At 62.3% G+C, this 18,197-nt stretch carries 17 protein-coding genes; 6 read left to right on the plus strand and 11 right to left on the minus strand.

Annotation, left to right across the window (positions count from 1 at the left end; all coding sequences use genetic code 11):
* Window position 1: 1 nt before the first annotated feature.
* Window positions 2-1,126 (minus strand): GGDEF domain-containing protein, encoded by a 1,125-nt coding sequence (locus tag CPI83_RS02370; protein ID WP_232816842.1) that lies wholly within the window; start codon window positions 1,124-1,126, stop codon window positions 2-4.
* 121 nt (window positions 1,127-1,247) lie between these two features.
* Window positions 1,248-2,687, minus strand: a complete 1,440-nt coding sequence (locus CPI83_RS02375) for an amino acid permease (protein ID WP_019745774.1) — start codon at window positions 2,685-2,687, stop codon at window positions 1,248-1,250.
* 148 nt (window positions 2,688-2,835) lie between these two features.
* Between CPI83_RS02375 and CPI83_RS02380 the strand changes: the two genes are divergently transcribed.
* Window positions 2,836-4,368 carry a PucR family transcriptional regulator gene (locus CPI83_RS02380; protein ID WP_232816843.1) on the plus strand — a complete coding sequence of 511 codons (1,533 nt, stop codon included), beginning with the start codon at window positions 2,836-2,838 and terminating at the stop codon, window positions 4,366-4,368.
* Here CPI83_RS02380 and CPI83_RS02385 read toward each other — a convergent pair.
* The 3 genes from CPI83_RS02385 to CPI83_RS02395 all read right to left on the minus strand — a co-directional run bounded on the left by CPI83_RS02385 (window position 4,344) and on the right by CPI83_RS02395 (window position 8,066).
* On the minus strand, window positions 4,344-5,783 hold the full coding sequence (locus CPI83_RS02385; protein ID WP_021345864.1) for an aldehyde dehydrogenase family protein: 1,440 nt from the start codon (window positions 5,781-5,783) through the stop codon (window positions 4,344-4,346). The two genes, CPI83_RS02380 and CPI83_RS02385, sit on opposite strands and share 25 nt — an antisense overlap.
* Entirely contained in the window at window positions 5,780-7,153 is a 1,374-nt protein-coding gene (gene gabT / locus CPI83_RS02390; protein ID WP_046379478.1) for a 4-aminobutyrate--2-oxoglutarate transaminase, read from the minus strand. The genes CPI83_RS02385 and gabT overlap by 4 nt, the downstream gene beginning before the upstream one ends.
* A gap of 106 nt (window positions 7,154-7,259) precedes the next feature.
* Complete coding sequence (locus CPI83_RS02395; RefSeq protein ID WP_046379477.1) at window positions 7,260-8,066, minus strand: alpha/beta hydrolase; 807 nt, start codon at window positions 8,064-8,066, stop codon at window positions 7,260-7,262.
* Between the two features lie 75 nt (window positions 8,067-8,141).
* Between CPI83_RS02395 and CPI83_RS02400 the strand changes: the two genes are divergently transcribed.
* The gene (locus tag CPI83_RS02400; RefSeq protein WP_020971129.1) at window positions 8,142-8,903 is read left to right on the plus strand and encodes a DUF2127 domain-containing protein; all 762 of its coding nucleotides are present in this window, start codon (window positions 8,142-8,144) and stop codon (window positions 8,901-8,903) included.
* Here the strand turns inward: CPI83_RS02400 and CPI83_RS02405 are convergent.
* Together CPI83_RS02405 and CPI83_RS02410 are read right to left on the minus strand one after the other, a co-directional pair.
* Window positions 8,887-10,026 (minus strand): cation:proton antiporter, encoded by a 1,140-nt coding sequence (locus tag CPI83_RS02405; protein WP_097386713.1) that lies wholly within the window; start codon window positions 10,024-10,026, stop codon window positions 8,887-8,889. The two genes, CPI83_RS02400 and CPI83_RS02405, sit on opposite strands and share 17 nt — an antisense overlap.
* A 7-nt stretch (window positions 10,027-10,033) precedes the next feature.
* Complete coding sequence (locus tag CPI83_RS02410; protein ID WP_080910364.1) at window positions 10,034-10,396, minus strand: hypothetical protein; 363 nt, start codon at window positions 10,394-10,396, stop codon at window positions 10,034-10,036.
* 272 nt (window positions 10,397-10,668) lie between these two features.
* On the opposite strand from CPI83_RS02410, the gene CPI83_RS02415 reads away from it, so the two are divergent.
* Window positions 10,669-11,115 carry a cupredoxin domain-containing protein gene (locus CPI83_RS02415; protein ID WP_029256507.1) on the plus strand — a complete coding sequence of 149 codons (447 nt, stop codon included), beginning with the start codon at window positions 10,669-10,671 and terminating at the stop codon, window positions 11,113-11,115.
* Window positions 11,116-11,212: 97 nt separating this feature from the next.
* Complete coding sequence (locus tag CPI83_RS02420; RefSeq protein ID WP_232816844.1) at window positions 11,213-12,988, plus strand: CocE/NonD family hydrolase; 1,776 nt, start codon at window positions 11,213-11,215, stop codon at window positions 12,986-12,988.
* Between the two features lie 18 nt (window positions 12,989-13,006).
* On the opposite strand, the gene paaI is transcribed toward CPI83_RS02420, so the two are convergent.
* The 4 genes from paaI to CPI83_RS02440 all read right to left on the minus strand — a co-directional run bounded on the left by paaI (window position 13,007) and on the right by CPI83_RS02440 (window position 16,502).
* Window positions 13,007-13,375 (minus strand): hydroxyphenylacetyl-CoA thioesterase PaaI, encoded by a 369-nt coding sequence (gene paaI / locus CPI83_RS02425; protein ID WP_198586356.1) that lies wholly within the window; start codon window positions 13,373-13,375, stop codon window positions 13,007-13,009.
* A gap of 66 nt (window positions 13,376-13,441) precedes the next feature.
* Window positions 13,442-13,753, minus strand: a complete 312-nt coding sequence (locus CPI83_RS02430) for an EthD family reductase (protein WP_003943191.1) — start codon at window positions 13,751-13,753, stop codon at window positions 13,442-13,444.
* A 6-nt stretch (window positions 13,754-13,759) separates the two neighbouring features.
* Window positions 13,760-15,802 carry a phenylacetic acid degradation bifunctional protein PaaZ gene (gene paaZ / locus CPI83_RS02435; RefSeq protein WP_097386715.1) on the minus strand — a complete coding sequence of 681 codons (2,043 nt, stop codon included), beginning with the start codon at window positions 15,800-15,802 and terminating at the stop codon, window positions 13,760-13,762.
* Window positions 15,803-15,890: 88 nt separating this feature from the next.
* Window positions 15,891-16,502 carry a TetR/AcrR family transcriptional regulator gene (locus CPI83_RS02440; protein WP_019745762.1) on the minus strand — a complete coding sequence of 204 codons (612 nt, stop codon included), beginning with the start codon at window positions 16,500-16,502 and terminating at the stop codon, window positions 15,891-15,893.
* Window positions 16,503-16,609: 107 nt separating this feature from the next.
* Here CPI83_RS02440 and CPI83_RS02445 point away from each other — a divergent pair, with 107 nt between their 5' ends.
* Both CPI83_RS02445 and CPI83_RS02450 read left to right on the plus strand, forming a co-directional pair.
* Window positions 16,610-17,338 carry an enoyl-CoA hydratase/isomerase family protein gene (locus CPI83_RS02445; RefSeq protein ID WP_097386716.1) on the plus strand — a complete coding sequence of 243 codons (729 nt, stop codon included), beginning with the start codon at window positions 16,610-16,612 and terminating at the stop codon, window positions 17,336-17,338.
* Window positions 17,335-18,192 carry a 3-hydroxyacyl-CoA dehydrogenase family protein gene (locus tag CPI83_RS02450; protein WP_097386717.1) on the plus strand — a complete coding sequence of 286 codons (858 nt, stop codon included), beginning with the start codon at window positions 17,335-17,337 and terminating at the stop codon, window positions 18,190-18,192. Before CPI83_RS02445 ends, CPI83_RS02450 begins: the two co-directional genes overlap by 4 nt.
* The last annotated feature ends 5 nt before the right edge of the window (window positions 18,193-18,197 follow it).

Raw genomic sequence — 18,197 nt, forward strand, 5'->3', positions numbered from 1 at the left:
ATCAGATCTGAGCCGAGCGGATCGTATTACCGCCTGCCGCTTTCGCTTGATACATCATCGAATCCGCGACGTTTGTCGCCGCCAGGATTGCGGAAGCACCGCCGCTCCACGCCTTCGATTCGGCGGTCGTCATCACAGCTCCGACGCTCACCGTTGTGGGGATCGCGTCGGAACAATCCGACAGCGCCGCGTTTATCCCTTCGATCAACAGGGTTGTCGATTCGGGATCACCGGCAATGACAGCCAGATATTCTTCTCCGCCCGTACGAGCGATGATTCCGTGTTCGCCGAGATGTGTGCTCAATCGGTTCGCGGTTCTTCTGATGACATGATCGCCTTCGGCATGACCGTGAAGATCATTCACCGTCTTGAATTTGTCGATATCGACGACGACGAAAGCGAGAGACGAAGAATCGTCTCGGGTGCTCTCGAAGAGATCGCCGACTGCCCCTTCCAGTCCCCGACGGTTGAACAGGCCAGTGAGGGGATCGCGGTCCGAATACTGGGCATCGCGGTAGAGAGTGCGCCAGGTCAGGTGCGCAAAAATGGGAACGAGTGTGACAGCTCCGAAAAGAACGGTGCCACGGGCCAGAAGCGTCGTGATATCGACGTCGCCTTCTAGATAGGCAAGAACAAAAACGGTAGTCGTGATGGTCGTCGACCAAACGACATGAGCGACAAGCCACCTTGCGCTGACAAAAAGAGTCGCAAAGGTTCCGGTGACTGCGAAGACGGTGCAACCGAACGTCGCGGACGAGCGATCCGGCACCAGAAGGACTGCGGCCGCGATCCCGAGATCTGCGAATATCCCGAATGCAAGCAACCCCCGGCGTCCGGGAAATGGTTGTGTGAACCAGCACGCGGCGATTCCCACACACGTGCAGATCATGAAAATCGAAAGTGCTTTGCCGGGAGTGGTCGGCGGCGTATCCGGGCCGATCAATTTGTAGAACGCGGAGAGTCCGAAGATGATCGTCATCATTCCGAGCAAGGTTCGGAAGATCGGAATGATTGCTCGGCCGGATCTCTGGTGCTTTATCCACTCGTAGTCGTGTGGTTCGTTGAACCATTCGTGAAGTGTTTGCCAAGAACTGTGCCCTTCGGGGGCGATGACAGGGCTCGGCATGCTGTCTATTTTGCCTTGAATTTAGGTAAAGAGAAAATCTGTGTTCGACCGGTTCCACCGGTTCGATTTTTTTCGGGGAAGAGGTTCTCTTATCGAGTCGAGCGCTTACTCGATGCTTGTTTCAAGCCTTCTTCGAACTGCTGTGTGCGTTGTTCGAGGCGGTCGCGAACGATACGACTTTTCGCGTACGAGACCTTCTCACGCTGTAAGCGACGAGGATGACTCCCAGCGCGACCAGGCTTTGGACGAACTCCGCGCGCGTCGGTTCGTTGAGACCCATTCCCACCAGGATCACGAGAATCAGGCCGGTGACCACTATCGGTAGGCCGGGATACAACCAGACACGGAATTTCAGAATCTCGGGACTTTCGCGTTCCCATCGGCGTCGGAGGCGTAGTTCGGATACACAGATCAGGATGTAAACGAACAAACAGATTGCGCCGGACGAATTCACGAGGAACAGGAAGATCGTGTCTGGCCAGATGTAACCGGCCGCGATACAGAAATACCCGGCCACGGTGCAGGCGAGTACGCCCTTCACGGGCACGCCGCGACTGTTGGTCCGTGTCATCCATGCCGGCGCGTCGTTGTAGACGGAGAGTGCGAAGAGCATCCGTGACGCCGTGTACAGACCGGAGTTGAGGCAGGACAGCACAGCGACCAGAACCACGAGATTGAGAATGTCGGCGGCGCCGGGAATGCCGAGCAGGTCGAGTGCGGAGATGAACGGAGAATCGCCGACGACGAACGAATCCCACGGCAGCATCGTCACGAGGAGGAAGGTGGCGACAACGAAGAACGCGAGAATGCGGAAGACGACGGTGTTCGTGGCTCGTCTGATCGCTCCGGCCGGTTCGGCGGATTCCGCTGCGGCGATTGTGACCAGCTCGGCTCCGGTCATGGAGAAGATCACGGCGACAACGCCCACCAGCACGGGGGTGAAGCCATTCGGCAGAAATCCTCCGTGGCCGGTCAGATTACTGAAATCGACTTCACTGCCGGGCCAGATGCCGAAGACGAACAGACTGCCGAGCACGATGAAGCCGATGATGACGGCGACCTTGATACCTGCAAACCAGTATTCGGCCTCACCGAAGTTGCTGACGGAGAGAAGGTTGACCCCGGTCATCACCAACAGGAGTGCTGCTGACATGAGCCAGAGCGGTACACCATGGATCCACCGGGAGAGCAGGGTAGCTCCGACGACGGATTCGATGCCGACGACGATCACCCAGAAATACCAGTAGAGCCAGCCCGTGGTGAAACCCGCCCAGTCGCCCAACGCCATTCGCGCGTACTCGGTGAATGATCCCGTACACGGCTTGGCGACGGCCATTTCACCGAGCATGCGCATCACCAGGAACACGATGATGCCGCAGATCGCGCAAGTGATGACTGCGCCGGGGCCGGCCTGGTTGATGATTCCGCTCAGCCCGACGAAGAAACCGGCGCCGATGACACCACCCATGGAAAGCATGGTCAGGTGGCGCTTCTTCAAGCCTGTCTTGAGCGTCGAATGAACGCTGGCGGCTTCGGCTGTTTCGGTGCTGCTGTCGGGCATCTGGGCTCAGCTCCTATTGCATGACGCGATCAGTTCTTTCGGAGAGACGCTAAGCTCGTCGTGTGATCCAGAACATGGACCTGATGTACAAATTGGAACTGAAGACTGTCAGTTCTGTCCACTGCCTTCGGAGGTTCCGGTAATGCCGATGACTGTCCGGCGCTTGGCGGCTACCAGCTCTCTCGGTCTCTCGGTTGTTGCAGGTCATGGCCACGTCGATCTGCCGATCAGTTGGGCGCACGCAATCGAGTTGCAGGATCCGAGTCGATGGCTCGCCGGTGGAGAGCTTGTCATGACGACGGGGCTGCACCTTTCGCGATCGGCGACAAAGCAGTACGAGTACGTCGAGCGCATTGCGCGGACCGGCGCCGTGGCACTGGCATTCGACACCGGCACCGTGCACGAGAAGGTGCCGAACGCGATCATCAGGGCCGGCGACGAACTGGGTTTTGCCGTGCTTTCCGTCGCCAAGGAGACGCCGTTCATCGCCATCTCGCGGGCCGTGATCGACGAGCTGACCGCCGACCAGATACGAACGGTGCAGGCGGTGGTCGATGCCCAGGAGAAGTTGGCGCGTGCCCTGCTCGACGGAGTGCCGGCCCTGATCGCTGCACTGGGTCGAGCGGTTCACGCAGCAGTGTGCGTTCTCGATCGGGACGGAGCGGTGCTGGCTCTGACGGAAGGTGCGAGTTCGTCTCTGCCCGAACGCATCAGGGAGCGATCAGGCAAGGAGCGCAGCCGGGTCGTGGTGGACGACGACGGCCATCTGGCCATTCACAAGCTTGCCGTGAGCGGCACGCTGGCGGTGGCGTCCGATGCTGCCTTGGATCAGTCCGAACGACTGCTGGTCGGCCACGCGGTGTCGCTGTTGACCATCGAGCTCGCCAAGCCGTTGCGGGTTGTCGATGCCGAACAACGGCTGAGGTTGGCGGTCGCGACGATGGTGCGCCAGGCTGGCGGCGAAGTAGACGAAAGTCTGTTGCGGTACTTCGGATTCGAATCCGGATCCCCGGTGGTTGCAACTGCCTTGACCGATGTCGGGCCTTTGCTGGCGGCAACCGATATCACCTCAGCGGCCCTCGAAGAAGTGGCGGTGCCGTACCTGTTGGCTCCACTGAATGACGGCACCGGCGTGTGGTTCGTCGTGAAAAGTGAAGTTGCGGAGAAGGTCGCGCGCAGTGTGTATGCGAGAGTGCGGGAGAATTCACGCCGGAGTATCAACGGCGGAATCGGTAGCGTCCGGCCGATGAGCGGTGTAGCAGCGAGTCTGCGCGAGGCCGTCTCTGCTGCCAAAGTGGGGCAGGTCGATGGACACACGCTCGTTCCGTTCTCGGAACTCGGGACTTTCAGTCTCTTGTTGAGTGTGCAGTCGAACGATGTTCTGCAGTCGATCGCGGCCGGCGGCCTCGGTGTGCTGGAAGGCTACGATGCCGAGAACGGTTCCCGTCTGGTGGACTCGATCGAAGCGTTCCTGCACCACAATGGACAATGGGAGTCCGCTGCAACGCAGTTGGGTGTTCACCGGCACACGCTGCGTAACCGCATGGACAAGGCCGCCGAGTTGATCGGCCGAGATCTCGATTCCGCCCACACACGGTCCGAGTTGTGGATCGCACTCAAAGCTCGTGAACTGCTGCAGGCGGAATCGAATTCAGATCACGCTCGGCCGCCCCTGAGATAGACGGTGGTGGTGTGAGTGAAGAACTCCCGCGCCGCGTCGCCTTGTTCCTTGGGCCCGTATCCACTCTTCTTCGCACCGCCGAAAGGTACGTGAGGATCAGCGCCTGCCGATTCCGAGTTGACGTGCAGGATCCCCACGTCCAGGTCATCGATACCGGCAAGTGCGCTGGTCAGGTCCTGAGTGAACAGCGCTGCGGACAAACCGAATTCGCCCTCGTTCGCCAAGCGGAATGCGTCTGCAGTTGTTGCTGCCCGCTGCACCGCAAGCACCGGGCCGAAAAGTTCCTCGAACCATAGTTCGGTGCTCGCCGACAGTTCCAGCACCGTCGGCCGGACGTAGTGGCCCGATTCCGGCGCTTCGGCGCTGGCCACAACTCTGGCGCCGCCGCCGCCGACGGCTCGATCGATTCCCTCGATGATCGTTTGCTGTGCGTATGCGCTGACCACGGGACCTGTAGTGACGTCGGGATCGAGTGGATCTCCGACTCTCAATTCTTCGACCTCGACGGTCAGCCTCGCCAAGAATTCCTCGGCGATGGATTCGTGGAGCACCAGACGCGAAGTGGCCGTGCATTTCTGGCCGGTTGACCGGAATGCTCCCAACATGACCTGCTCGACTGCAAGCCCGAGATCTGCGTCGGCAAGTACGATGGCTGCGTTCTTTCCACCCATTTCCGCCTGGGCCGGAACTCCGCGCGCTGCAGCAGATCCCGCGATTCTTCGGCCGACGCCGGTGGAACCGGTAAAGGTGACGGCGTCGAGGTCCGGGTGGTCGACCAGCGCTTCACCTGCCGCGCTGTCGGCAAGGATCATGTTCAGGACGCCATCGGGTAGGCCCGCTTCGGTCAATGCCTGCGCGAGACGGAAGGCCAGAAGGGGCACCGCGGCAGCCGGTTTCCAGACAACAGTGTTTCCGTATACCAAGGCGGGCGCAATCTTCCACGCCGGGATCGCGATCGGGAAGTTGAACGGCGTGACGACGCCTACCACGCCGAGAGGTTTGCGAGTGACAAGAATTTGCTCGCCGCTACGTGGGGAGGAATACACCGTCCCGGACTCGCGGTCTGCGGCGTTGCCGTAGTAACGCAGAATCTGCGCAGCCCGGCGCACTTCTCCGATACCCTCGGCCAGCGTTTTCCCCTCTTCGCGGGTGAGTTCTTCGCCCCAGGCATCGGCGTTGGTTTCGATGATTTCCGCTGCGCGAGTGAGGTATGCGCCGCGTGCGGACATCGGTAGGCGCGCCCAGTCGTTCGCGGCGATGCGGGCGACGCGAACACCGGTCGCCATTTCAGATGCGCCGGCGCGGCCTCCGGTGGCGACAACTTCGTCGGGGCGAGCCGGGTTGGTGTCCGTCAGTGTGCCTTCGCTACCCGTGACCCAAGCTCCGCCGATCAAGCTGTGAACAACGACGCTCATCGGACTGCTGTCACAGCGTCGCGAAGGATGCCGAGTCCTTCGGCCAGCAATTCGTCGGAGATGCTCAGCGGCGGGAGGAATCGAACGACGTTTCCGTAGGTGCCGGCAGCGAGGAGAAGTAGGCCGTGCGCGTGGGCGTAGCTGACGATCTGGGCGACGGCCTCGCGATTGGGAGCCTTGTCTTCGTCGTGGATCAGCTCGATTGCAATCATGGCGCCGCGTCCACGAATGTCGCCGATTATATTTGTGTCCGAAGCGATTTCGGACAGCCCTGTGGTCAGGATTTCGCCGATGTCCTTTGCGCGGTCGAGGAGGCCTTCCACCTCGATCGTCTCGAAAACTGCCAGGGCGGCCTCGCAGGCCACGGGATTGCCGCTGTACGTACCGCCGATACCACCGGGATGCGCGGCGTCCATGACGTCGGCACGGCCGGTCACGGCGGCGAGTGGCATTCCGCCGGCTAGACCTTTTGCAGTTGTGATGATGTCGGGGACGAAGTCCTCACTCTCGCTGGCGAACCAGGCTCCAGTTCGTGCGATACCGGTCTGGACCTCGTCCGCGACGACGAGAATGCCGCGCTCACGGCAGAATTCGGCGATGCGCTTCAGGAATCCCGGAGCGGGAACGATGAAACCTCCCTCACCCTGAATCGGTTCCACGACCACAGCGGCTACCGATGCGGCACCGATCTGAGTGTCGATCGCAAGACGGAATTGGGCGAATGCTTCGTCGGCAGCGTTTTCGGGGCCGCTCGGCCAACGGTAGGGGTAGGCCATCGGAACCCGGTAGACCTCTGGTGCGAACGGGCCGAATGTGGCCTTGTACGGCTGGTTCTTGGCCGTCATCGTCATGGTCATCAGCGTGCGACCGTGGAATGCGTGGTCGAAGACGACAACTGCCGGGCGACCGGTGGCGGCACGTGCGTATTTCACGGCGTTCTCGAGCGCCTCGCTGCCGGTGTTGAACAGCGCTGTTCGCTTCTCGTGATCTCCCGGGGTCAGGCGGTTGAGCGCTTCGCAGACCTCGACGTACCCCTCGTAGGGGTTTGCGAGGAAACACGTATGGGTGAACTGACCGAGCTGGCGTGTGGTGCGTTCGACCACGCGCGGCGCACTGTTTCCGACGGTGGTCACGGCGATGCCGCTGCCGAAGTCGATGAACGAGTTGCCGTCGACGTCGACGACAACTCCTCCGCCCGCTGCAGCTACGTAAATGCTGGATCCGCTGGTCAGTCCGGCCGGCAGTGCGGCGCTCCGGCGCTTCGCCAAAGTGCGCGAGTTGGGGCCAGGCACTTCGGTGACGAGGCGTCGTACCTGGGGAAGGGTCGGTCCACCGGTGCACGTTTCCGTGCCGTGCTCGAGAATGGTCATCGCAGTGCCTCCAGTTGTTTTCCGAACTGTAGGACGGCGATTAACAGACCGGACATGGCCGGATTGTCGAGTGGCTTCTATCTCATAGGACGCCGCGTCCAGCTAGTTACTTCGCGAAACTGGCGAGGAACCGCTGCAACAGAGGGTTGTAGATCTCGGGTGCTTCCCAGAACGCTGCATGCCCGACTCCCGGGATCACGTGATACGTGCCCTCCCAGAGATTCGTGAAGGTCAACGACGCGACATAGGACGTGTTGACGAACGGGTCCTCGGCGCCGTCGATCACCGCGAGAGGCACAGACGCCGTTGCAACCAGTGCCTTCTGATCCGATTCGCGGCCGGCGCCGAATGCGTCGAACATGATCTTGCGAGCTCGCCCGTCCGTGCGTATCGCGGCGTCGAGGGCTGACTGCTCGAAGGGAACGGCGGTCATCCGTGCGTAGAGTTCGGCTTCCTGCGCGGTGATGACCTCGGTGCCGCCGATGGACAATCCGTCGCCGGCATTGAATGCGTCGCCGAGCGTCTCGGGATTTGCCGGTGGCGTACCGGTGATGACGATTCCGGTGAGCCCGGGGAATTTCGCGATCAACTCGAGGGCGATGTGTCCGCCGAGCGACCACCCGACGACAACCGCTCGTTCGACGCCGAGTTCGGTCAGAACATCGACGATGGCGTCGGCGTAACCGTTCTGTGTGTACGCGGCTTCGGGTTCGCCCGCGTCCTCGGAGTCGCCGTGGCCGAGCAGATCCAGAGTGATCATGCGGTAGTCGCCCGCCCATCCGGCGTCGACCTGATGACGGAAGATGGAGCGGCTGGCCGAGTTTCCGTGGATGAAGACAACCGGGAAACCTTCGGTGGCACTGTCGTCGACTGCCATGACGCCATGCCGGGTTTCGATCTTGGTGGTTGTCATCGGAATCCTCATCGTTCGAAGTGCACGGTCAGCGGGTATCCACGCTACCGGGCATATGCGGCATAGAGTTCACCCGTGGACTTCGCATTGCGCTCGTGCAGTTGGCACGGTCACGAGACCTACGCTCCGGACGAACCTGAGCTGCGGGATCGACTTCATGTGGAGACAGCGGTAGGACAGGCTTGGCGGTGTCTACGTTGCGGCAACTTCGTCCCGGGAGCACCGCGAGCGTCCGGGCCGGCGGACGCCGCTCCCGAGGTTCCGCGGGGACGGCTGCTTCGCGACCGGTTGATCATGCGACTTCTTGCCACCGAGAGAATGTTCCGCGCTCTGGGGTTGGTTCTTCTGGCGATCGGGGTGTTCAAACTCAGATCGTCGAAGGGGCGCGTCGAGGACGCCTTCGAGAACGAATTGCCGTTGATCAGACCATTGGCCCGCCAGCTGGGTTGGAACATCGACGATTCCAAACTGGTCCATCACATCGAGCAGGCGTTTTCGTTGTCGGCGACGACGCTCACCTGGATCGCGGTCGGTCTGTTGGTCTACGCCGGCCTGCAAGTGATCGAGGCCGTCGGGCTGTGGATGGTCAAACGCTGGGGCGAGTACTTCGCAGTGGTGGCGACCAGCTTGTTCCTGCCCCTCGAAATCTACGAATTGACCGAGAAGATCACGTGGTTGAGGGCCGGGCTGCTGCTGGTGAACGTCGCCGCCGTCGTGTGGCTGATCTGGAGCAAGCGGCTATTCGGTGTCCGCGGCGGCGGCGCGGCGTATCACGCCGAACATTCGGAGGAGAGCCTGCTGACGGTGGAGCGGGCCGCGGTCAAACAGGCTTCGTGAGACCGGCTTTCGACGCGGCAGCACCAGCCAGTGTTGCTGCCCCGATCGTGATCATGGCGGCGAGGAGGATGGCTGCGGGTTCACCGTCGCCCATCACCCCCAATTGAGTGCCCACCGTCACTGCGGCAACCGGTACTCCCAGTTGTGCGGCGGACAGCACGCCGAGAGGGAGCGGAAGACCGAGGACGCGTATCGCGGCGTGAACCACGAGAGTTGCTCCGCCCAAGACCAATCCGAGCCAGATGGCGGACGGATGAGTGACGAGGTCGCGCAGATTGATCGCCGCTCCCAACCAGACGAAGAAGAGGGGCGCGAAGAAGCCGTCGGTGATCGCGAAGAGTTGTTTGGCGAGGCGGCGGGGTTCACCGATTGCGGCCAGGACCAGTCCGAAGGCGAAGCCCGCGAGCATGATCGACACGTGAGTGCTGGAGGCCAGCGCTGCCAGAGAAAAGAGGATCACCAAATTGATCCGGAGTTCGAGTGCAAACTTTCGTTTCTCCGAGAATTTGTGGAGCTTTCGCCAATGGCCGGACCGGTGGAAGGCTCGCAGTACGAAGAACAAGGCAACCGCACACGCCGCCACCGCCAATGCGCCGACACCGGCACGAGGGGCATTGTCCGGATCGATCACCAGAGGCAGCGCGACAATGCAGACGGTGTCCGCGATCGCGACCTGGGCAGTCATCTGCAGAACCGAGGTTCCACCGAGCCCCAGCGAATCGACGATGGGGAGAATCAACGCCGCGGACGACGACGCGATCAGGACCGCGTACAGCGCGGCGTGACCGGTGCCGAATGCCGTCGCCGCACCGTAGCCGGCAACAACCGACAGGAGTCCGACGACAACCGAACGAACGGCACCCTTGCCGATTGCCGCACGAACTGCCGGATCGCGGACCGGGACGTGCGAGCCGGCCACCATCATCGTGAGCGCGAACCCGATATCGGCCAGGAACGTGAAAGTCTGGTCCGAAGAGTCGAGCAGCCCGAAACCGGTGACACCGAAGACGACGCCCGCGGCAAGTTCGCCGACCACCACGGGGACATGCCAACTGACGCGAGCGCTGAGCAGCGGGCCGAGGATGCCGGCCAGCGCGACGAGGGCAAGGATGCCGAAGGTCATCGACGACCTACGGCGTCACTGTCGAGGGAGCGATCTTTGCAGGGATGCCGGTGTTCTCGTCCACGTGGTAGCTCGCACAGACACGGTGGTAGCCGTCGGCGATCTGCGCCGGTACTCCGGCGCGGAAGTCTCCCTGCACCAGCAGGATCGGAGACAGCGCGATCCCCTTGCGGATCTTCAACAGGTCGGCAGCAACGTGCGGGTTGTCGACCGGGAGCAGGGGTAGCCCGGCGGCCCGCAGGATGTCCTTGGCCTTCTTCGAGACCAGCGTCGCCGTCTTGAGGGCGTACACGAGAGCTTGGACCTGAACCGGTGTCGCGCCCAACTGGAGGTAATCGCGGGCCGCCGGGTAGTCGTGCTCGTCCGGCAGGTCCTTCCAGAGAACGGCAGGAGCCTTCTCGGCTACCTTCGGCTGGGCTGTCTTGGGAGCCTTCGGCTGGGCTGGCTTCGGCGCCTTCGGCTGGGCTGCCTTCGACGTTTTGCTCTTGGCCATCTGTGCTGTTTCCTTCAGTGTCGGTCCGCGAGTGGAGCTGGTGCAGAAATCGTGCACTATCAGCGCCGCAGGCACCACATCGGAGCTGTTTGGCCCCCTAGGCGGCGGGTAATCAGCAGACTGCGGGGGAACGAGCAGGAGGCGAAGCAATGAAGCGGATTCTCGCAGTGCTCGCAGCGCTGATCCTGGCGGTGTTCGCACTGACCGCGTGCAGTGACAACAACGATTCGTCGGACAACGATTCGGCCGATCACGACGGCATGGCGATGACCAGTATGCCGATGACCAGCATGCCGACCAGTATGTCGATGCCGAGCATGCCTCTGGGTATGTCGACGCCGGGAGCGTCGTCGATGGGAATCGTGATCAGCGGTTTCGAATATTCGACGCCGGAGTCGGTGATGCCCGGACAGGTACTGACCATTCAGAACAACGACACCGTCGAGCACTCGGTCACGTCCGATACCGCAGGGTTGTTCAACGAGGACATCGAAGCGGGTGAGACGGAAACCATCACGGTGCCGAACGAGCCTGGAACGTACACGTTCCACTGCACCTACCACCCGAGTATGCGCGGCACCTTGACGGTCAAGTAGAGGTCGTCCCCGTCCGGCGTAGCTTTTGCTGCGGAAACTTCGGCGGCGCGCACCCGATCAGGCTGGTGGAGAACAGATCCGGGTGTACGGTTTTCAGGTGCGCCGGAGAATAGCGATCAGTGTCGTCACGCTCGTGGTTTGTGCCCTCGGCTTTTCGCCGCCGGCGCTCGCGGATTCACCGAACGGCTCGTATTCGTCACAGCTGCTGTACTTCTCGGTCGATGTCGGGCCTGAACTCTCGACGCCGTGCACCGTCGTCGGTGAACTTTTCGTTCCCGACGGCGTCGATGCGGACAACCCAGCGCCCGCGATCCTGACCACCAACGGGTTCGGTGGTTCGTACAAGGACCAGATTCCCGCGCTGCAGAACTTCGCCGAGAACGGGTATGTCGGACTGACGTATTCGGGATTGGGTTTCGGCGGCTCGAGTTGCAAGATCACACTCGATTCTCCCGCGTACGACGGCGTCGCTGCCTCCCAGTTGGTCAGCTTCCTCGGCGGCCAAGAAGGGATTGCCTTCACGGATCAGGCTCTGACGCAGCCCTATCCGGCGCTCACCGCGGTGGTTCAGGACTCCGTCGATCACACCGGTGCACCGTCGACGAACGACCCGCGGGTCGGAATGACGGGTGGCTCCTACGGCGGCGGGATTCAATTCGCCGCCGCGAGTGTCGATCCCCGTATCGACACGATCATCCCCATGATCACCTGGAACGATCTCTCGTATTCTCTGGCGCCCAACAGCACGGGAATCATCTCCGGTGTGTCGACAGCGGAGCCGGGAGCTGCGAAGGTGCTCTTTGCATCGCTGCTCTTCGGCGCGGGCATCGCGAATCCCGGTGTGGACGGCTACATCGCGGATCCCGCACGGCTACCCGGCTGCCCGAACTACGTCCCTTACATGTGCAACGCGATCGCCGAGGCGGTGGTGACCGGCGACATCGGACCGCAGGTAGTGAGTGAGCTCCGAGCGTCGTCGGTCTCGTCGTTCGTCGACCGGATCAACATTCCGGTACTGCTTGCTCAGGGACAACAGGACACCCTGTTCGATCTGAACGAGGCAACCGCGACTTACGACGCGCTGAAGGATCGTGGCGTCGATGCCAAGATGATCTGGCATTCGTGGGGGCACAGCCATTTGGCCGCTGCGCCCGGCGAATTCAGCTTCTCCGCTCCTGACGAAGACGCGCAATACGAAACCGGTCGCTTCATGGACTGGTTCGATCACTACCTCAAGGACGAGAACACGGAGACAGGACCGGAATTCGCGTATTTCCGTAACTGGATCGACTACGAGGGAAACGCGGCGCCGGCATACGCGACGTCCGACACCGTCGATGTCGGGACCGCCCGCGCCTTCCATCTGTCCGCTGACGGGGGACTGCTGCCGGACGGCACGCCGGTGATACCTGGTCCGAAGACGATCGTCACGGCACCGGGTGGGCTGCCGACAGGCGTCGAGCCACTCAATATCAATCCGGCCGGAAACATTCCGAATGCACAGATTCCGGGAACCGAGGCGCTCTGGACCACTGCGCCGATGACCGAGGCGATGGACGTGGTGGGAGCCCCCACTGTGACGCTGCGTGTTGCGGCGCCCGGACAGCCGGTGGTGTTCGCGAAACTCTACGACGTGGCCCCGGACGGAACTTCCTCGCTGATCAACGGACTGATTGCGCCCATACGCATCAGTGATCCGTCCCAGCCGGTCCCGGTGACGATGCCGGCGATAGTGCATCGATTCGAGCCAGGGCATTCCGTGCGTCTCGCGATCACCGGTGGCGACATCAGTTTCCGTGGGGGACTGCAAGGTATGCCGGTGACGATCTTTGCCGACGGTTCCGGCCCCCTCGAACTTCCCGTCGTGAGCTGAAACACCGTGGGCTGAATTTCAGCGAGAAATGGTTCGACTGTCGCCGCGGAACTCGGCCACGACGGTGTTGCCGTTGCGAACGGTCACGTCGTAGATCCCACTTCGACCGCCTCGTGCCTTCTCGGTGGCGATCGCGGTCAAGGTGTCGCCCAGACGGGTCGGACGTAGAAATCGGATGTCCGCGCGCGCTGCAACGGCTGAATCCTCGTAGCCGTTGCAGGCGAGCGCAAACGCGGTGTCCGCGAGCAGGAAAACATAACCACCGTGTGTGATTCCGTGACCGTTCACCATGGTTTCGCCCACGGTGACGGTCACGGTTGCGCTACCGGGCGCCAGCTCGGAAATCTCGATACCGAGTGCCTGCGACGCCTGGTCCGCGTCGAACATCTCTCTGGCGGTGATGCTTCCTGTACTCACGAGACAACTCCTGTGGGATCGGAGAATTGCAGGGGTCTAGAGGACCGAGACAACTTCCTGGACGTACATGTCGACTGTGCCGGTGGCAAAGTTTGCGACATCTTTTCCAGCGGCGCCCATCTCCGGGGACTTCAGGCCGCTCTGCATCGTCTCGAGATCGGGAAACACCAGGTTGGCGACGGCGTAGAAGACTGGATCGGAGCCGTCAAGCGTCGAGCACTTGCTGAACGTGAAGTCCGAGAGTCCTGGCACTGCGCTGGCGAGCGGGACGTGGATCTCGTTGTAGTACTTGTCGAAAGCCTCCGGATCGGTGGGGCGTCCGTAACATACTGCTACTCGATAGGTCATGTGCTTTCAATTCCCTTCGGGGCGAGTCTTGGCTACCAGAGTCAGGACGTCGTATGTCGCGACCGGATCGTTGTCCTGGTTCGTCACCACGGCATCCCAACGAACCTCACCGTAGTCGGCGCTGCTGCGAGGTGTGATGGTCTTGGCTGTGAGGGTGACCGTCAGGCTGTCTTCGGCTTTCACCGGGGTCAGGAACCTGAGGCTGTCCACGCCGAAGTTCGCGAGAACCGGGCCGGGAGCCGGGTCGACGAACAGACCGGCAGCGAGTGAGACAACCAGATAGCCGTGTGCGACGATGCCGCCGAACAGCGGGTTCGCCGCTGCGGCCACCGGATCGGTGTGTGCGTAGAAGGTGTCACCGGTGAACTCTGCAAAATGATCGATGTCTGCGAGTGTGACCTGGCGCGGACCGCCGACAACGGTGTCGCCGATCTTCAACTCGGCGAGACTCTTTCGGAATGGATGTTCGGATCCGGTCGTGCGCGCTGACCCGGTGAACCAGCGCTCGCCGACCGCGGTGAGCACGTCGGGTGTGCCCTGCACGGCCGTCCGCTGCATGTGGTGTAGAACTCCGCGGATGCCACCCAGCTCCTCACCGCCGCCGGCACGGCCCGGACCGCCGTGTACGAGGACTGGAAGGGGAGAGCCGTGGCCGGTGGATTCCTTGGCGTCGTCGCGGTTCAGGACGAGCACTCTGCCGTGAAAAGCTGCGAGGCCCAGCACCAGTCGACGTGCGATGTCGGTGTCGGCAGTGACCACCGAGGCGACGAGGCTTCCCTCGCCACGGGCCGCGAGTTCGATCGCATGATCGATGCCGTCGTATCCGATGACGGTGCTGACGGGTCCGAAGGCCTCCAGCTCGTGTACCTCGTGCGCATTCTCTTCCGCCCGGAGAAGGACAGGGGAAAGGAAGGCCCCTGACTGGCCGTCGGCACCGATCACGTCGACGTTGTCCGGGTCTCCGAATACGATAGTTGCCGACTTCGTCAGACCGCGAATGGATTTCAAGACTTCATCGCGCTGCTCGATGCTGGCGAGCGCACCCATCGTGACGCCGTCGGCATCGGGGTGTCCCACGACCACTTTGTTCAGTCGCTCGGATGCGGCGTCGACAACGGCGTCGACCAGCGAGACCGGCACCAGGGCGCGCCGGATCGCCGTGCACTTCTGACCCGCCTTGACTGTCATTTCGGTGACGAGTTGTTTGACGTACAAATCGAATTCGGGCGTTCCTGGTACGGCGTCCTCGCCAAGGATCGACGCGTTGAGTGAATCGGCCTCGGCATTGAAATGGACGCCCTTGCCGACGACGTTCGGGTGAGCACGCAGCGTTGCGGCGGTGTCGGCGGATCCGGTGAATGCCACTGAGTCCTGCCCGCCGAGGTGATCGAGGAGGCCCCGTGCACTACCGGAGAGCAGTTGGACGGAACCCTCCGGGAGCAAGCCTGATTCGATGATGCGCCGGAAGACGAGTTCGGTGAGATATGCCGTGGAACTGGCAGGTTTGACGATGGACGGCACACCCGCGATGAATGCCGGTGCCAGCTTCTCCAGGAACCCCCACACCGGGAAATTGAAGGCGTTGATCTGTACGGCGACGCCGCGGCGTGACGTATAGATGTGTTGCCCGAGGAAAGTTCTGCCCTTGCCCAGAGCTTCGACGTTTCCATCCAGAAAGACTGTGCTGTCGGGCAATTCGCGCCGAGCCTTGCTCGCGTAGCTCAGCAGGGTTCCGAATCCACCGTCGATGTCCACGCCGGAATCTCGCGTCGTCGCGCCGGTGGCAGTGGAGAGTGCGTAGAACTCGGCTTTTCCTGCCATCAACGTGAGACCGAGAGCCTTGAGCGCGCCGGCACGTTCATGGAAGGTCATCGCAGACAGTGCAGGCCCGCCGACCTCGCGTGCGTACGTAACCATCTCGGCGAGGTCGACGCCGGTTGCGGAGATCCGGGCCACCTCCGATCCGTCCACTGCGCTCGGCAACGGGGTACCTGCGTCCGGTGCGGCGTACCAGCGACCGGCTACATAGCTTTCCAACAGTCTGCTCACGACAACTCCATCTCACCGTACGTTCGGTCGGTAATTACGATCGCCCGGTAACGCCGCGTTGTCAAGGATTCGGCAGAACTGCCTGGAATCAGGCCTTGCGAAGTCCGTCGAAAGTGACGGCGACGACCGCGTCGGCAATGTCGGAGACGGACTCGCCCGCTCGGGGTTTGTACCACTCGATCAGTGAGTTGACGGTGCCGAACATCAGCTTGCTCGCGAGGGCCGGTTCGATGTCCGGGCGCAGGTCTCCCTCCGCTGCGGCGGACGAGACGAGGCCTCCGACGAAGTTGTCGAATTCGCGTCGACGGGCGAGCGCGGCCCGCTCGACCGTCGTGTTGCCGCGGACGCGCAGGAGCAGGGTGACGTACGGAAGCTCTGCGACCAGCACCTCTACGCTGCGCCGGACCAGGTATTCGAGCCGGTCGATGTACGGACCGGTGGTGGCGCCTTCTTCGGTCGTGACCGCAAACAGGGCGTTGAGTGCACGCGAAAGTGCGAGTTCGAGAAGTTCCGACTTGCCGGACACGTGGTGGTAGATCGAGGACTTCGTGATGCCGAGCTTCTTGGCGAGCACCTCCATGCTGGCGCCGTCGTAGCCCTTGTCGTTGAACACCTTTACAGCCACGGCTAAGAGCGAATCGAGGTCGTAGCCGGGACGTCCGGGGAGGCCGGTGCGTCGAGTGGGGCGTGCCGTAGTCATGCCCCCATCTTCTCAGTTCGGGCAAAGCTGTGCACCAACCTCGTTTTCACCCTTGCCAAACGACCGAATGTTCGGTTATTAATGTAAGAGAGCGAGAAGGAGCGAATGTGAACACCCTGCACGTGGACGAGCGCGAGGATCGCGTCGTGGTCACCCTCGACAGGCCCGCGCAACGCAACGCGATCAACGCGGAAATGATCGACGAACTGCATCAGGTTTGTGGACGCCTCGAACGGGATCCGAAGCTGCTCCTGCTTGCCGGGCGCGGAGACCACTTCGCGGGCGGCGCTGACATCGCGGAGCTCCGAGAGCGCGGACGGGAGGAAGCGTTTGCGGGTATCAACCGGACCCTGTTCGACCGTATCGGAAAGCTCCCGCTGCCCACCGTGGCCGCCGTGAGCGGCTATGCGCTCGGCGGCGGGGCAGAGTTGACCTACGCCTGCGACATTCGCATCGCGACAACGACGGCGGTCTTCGGTAATCCCGAGCCCAATCTCGGCATAATGGCAGCCGCCGGCGCCAGCTATCGGCTGCCGAAGCTCGTCGGAGTCTCGATCGCGAAGCAAGTGCTCCTCGGTGCCAGGAACCTCGACGCCGAGCAGGCGCTACGAGCGGGCCTGGTTGCCGAGGTGACCGAACCGAACTGCCATGTCGACGCAGCGCATCGGCTGCTCGACCGTATTTCCCGACTGTCCCCGCTGGCACTGCGATTGACGAAGATCATCGTCGACGCGCCGGGATCGCATCCGTTTGCCGACGACATCGCCCAAGCCGTCCTGTTCGAGAGTTCGGACAAGCACGATCGCATGACGGCCTTCCTGGAGAAGAAATCATGACTGAAGCAGTTGCACCGAATACCGTCGGAGTCATCGGCGGTGGACGTATGGGTGCAGGTATCGCCCAGGTGTTCGCCGGTCTCGGCGGGGCGGTCACCATCGCGGAGAGTGGCGACGCCGAGGCAGCGTTACAGCGTGTTTCCACCGGCCTCGACCGCGCCCACGAGCGAGGGAAACTCGGCGACCAGGATCCCGCGACGGTCCTCGCGCGCGTGAGCGTCGTAGGCGCAGTGAGCTCCTTACCCCCGTCGCTCGACCTGATCGTCGAGGCGGTCCCGGAAATTGCGGCCCTCAAGGTCGAGGTGCTCGCCGCTGCGGAAACCGTTGCCGGAGAACGCACCGTGATCGCCAGCAACACCAGTTCCATGTCGATCGCCGAACTCGGCGCAGCGCTGACGGATCCGAGCCGGTTCATCGGTATGCACTTCTTCAATCCAGTCCCGGCGTCGCTGTTGGTCGAGATCGTCCGGGCGCCTCAGACCCGCCCCGAGGTTGTCGACTCGGTACGGGCATGGGTGTCGATGCTCGGCAAGGCCGAGGTGCTCGTCAACGACTCACCTGGTTTTGCAACCAGCCGGCTTGGCGTCGGTCTCGGGCTCGAAGCCATCCGCATGCTCGAAGAAGGTGTGGCGGACGCGGAATCGATCGACCGGGCCATGGAATTGGGGTATCGGCATCCGATGGGGCCGCTGCGTTCGACAGATCTGGTCGGGTTGGATGTGCGCCTGGCGATCGCCGAACACCTCGCGAGCACTCTCGGTGATCGATTTACTCCTCCAGCATTGCTGCGAGAGAAGGTGGCTCGCGGCGAGTTGGGGCGCAAGACGGGACAGGGTTTTCACACATGGAGCTGAACCGA

Source organism: Rhodococcus sp. H-CA8f, assembly GCF_002501585.1.
GTDB classification, from domain to species: Bacteria; Actinomycetota; Actinomycetes; order Mycobacteriales; family Mycobacteriaceae; genus Rhodococcus_F; species Rhodococcus_F erythropolis.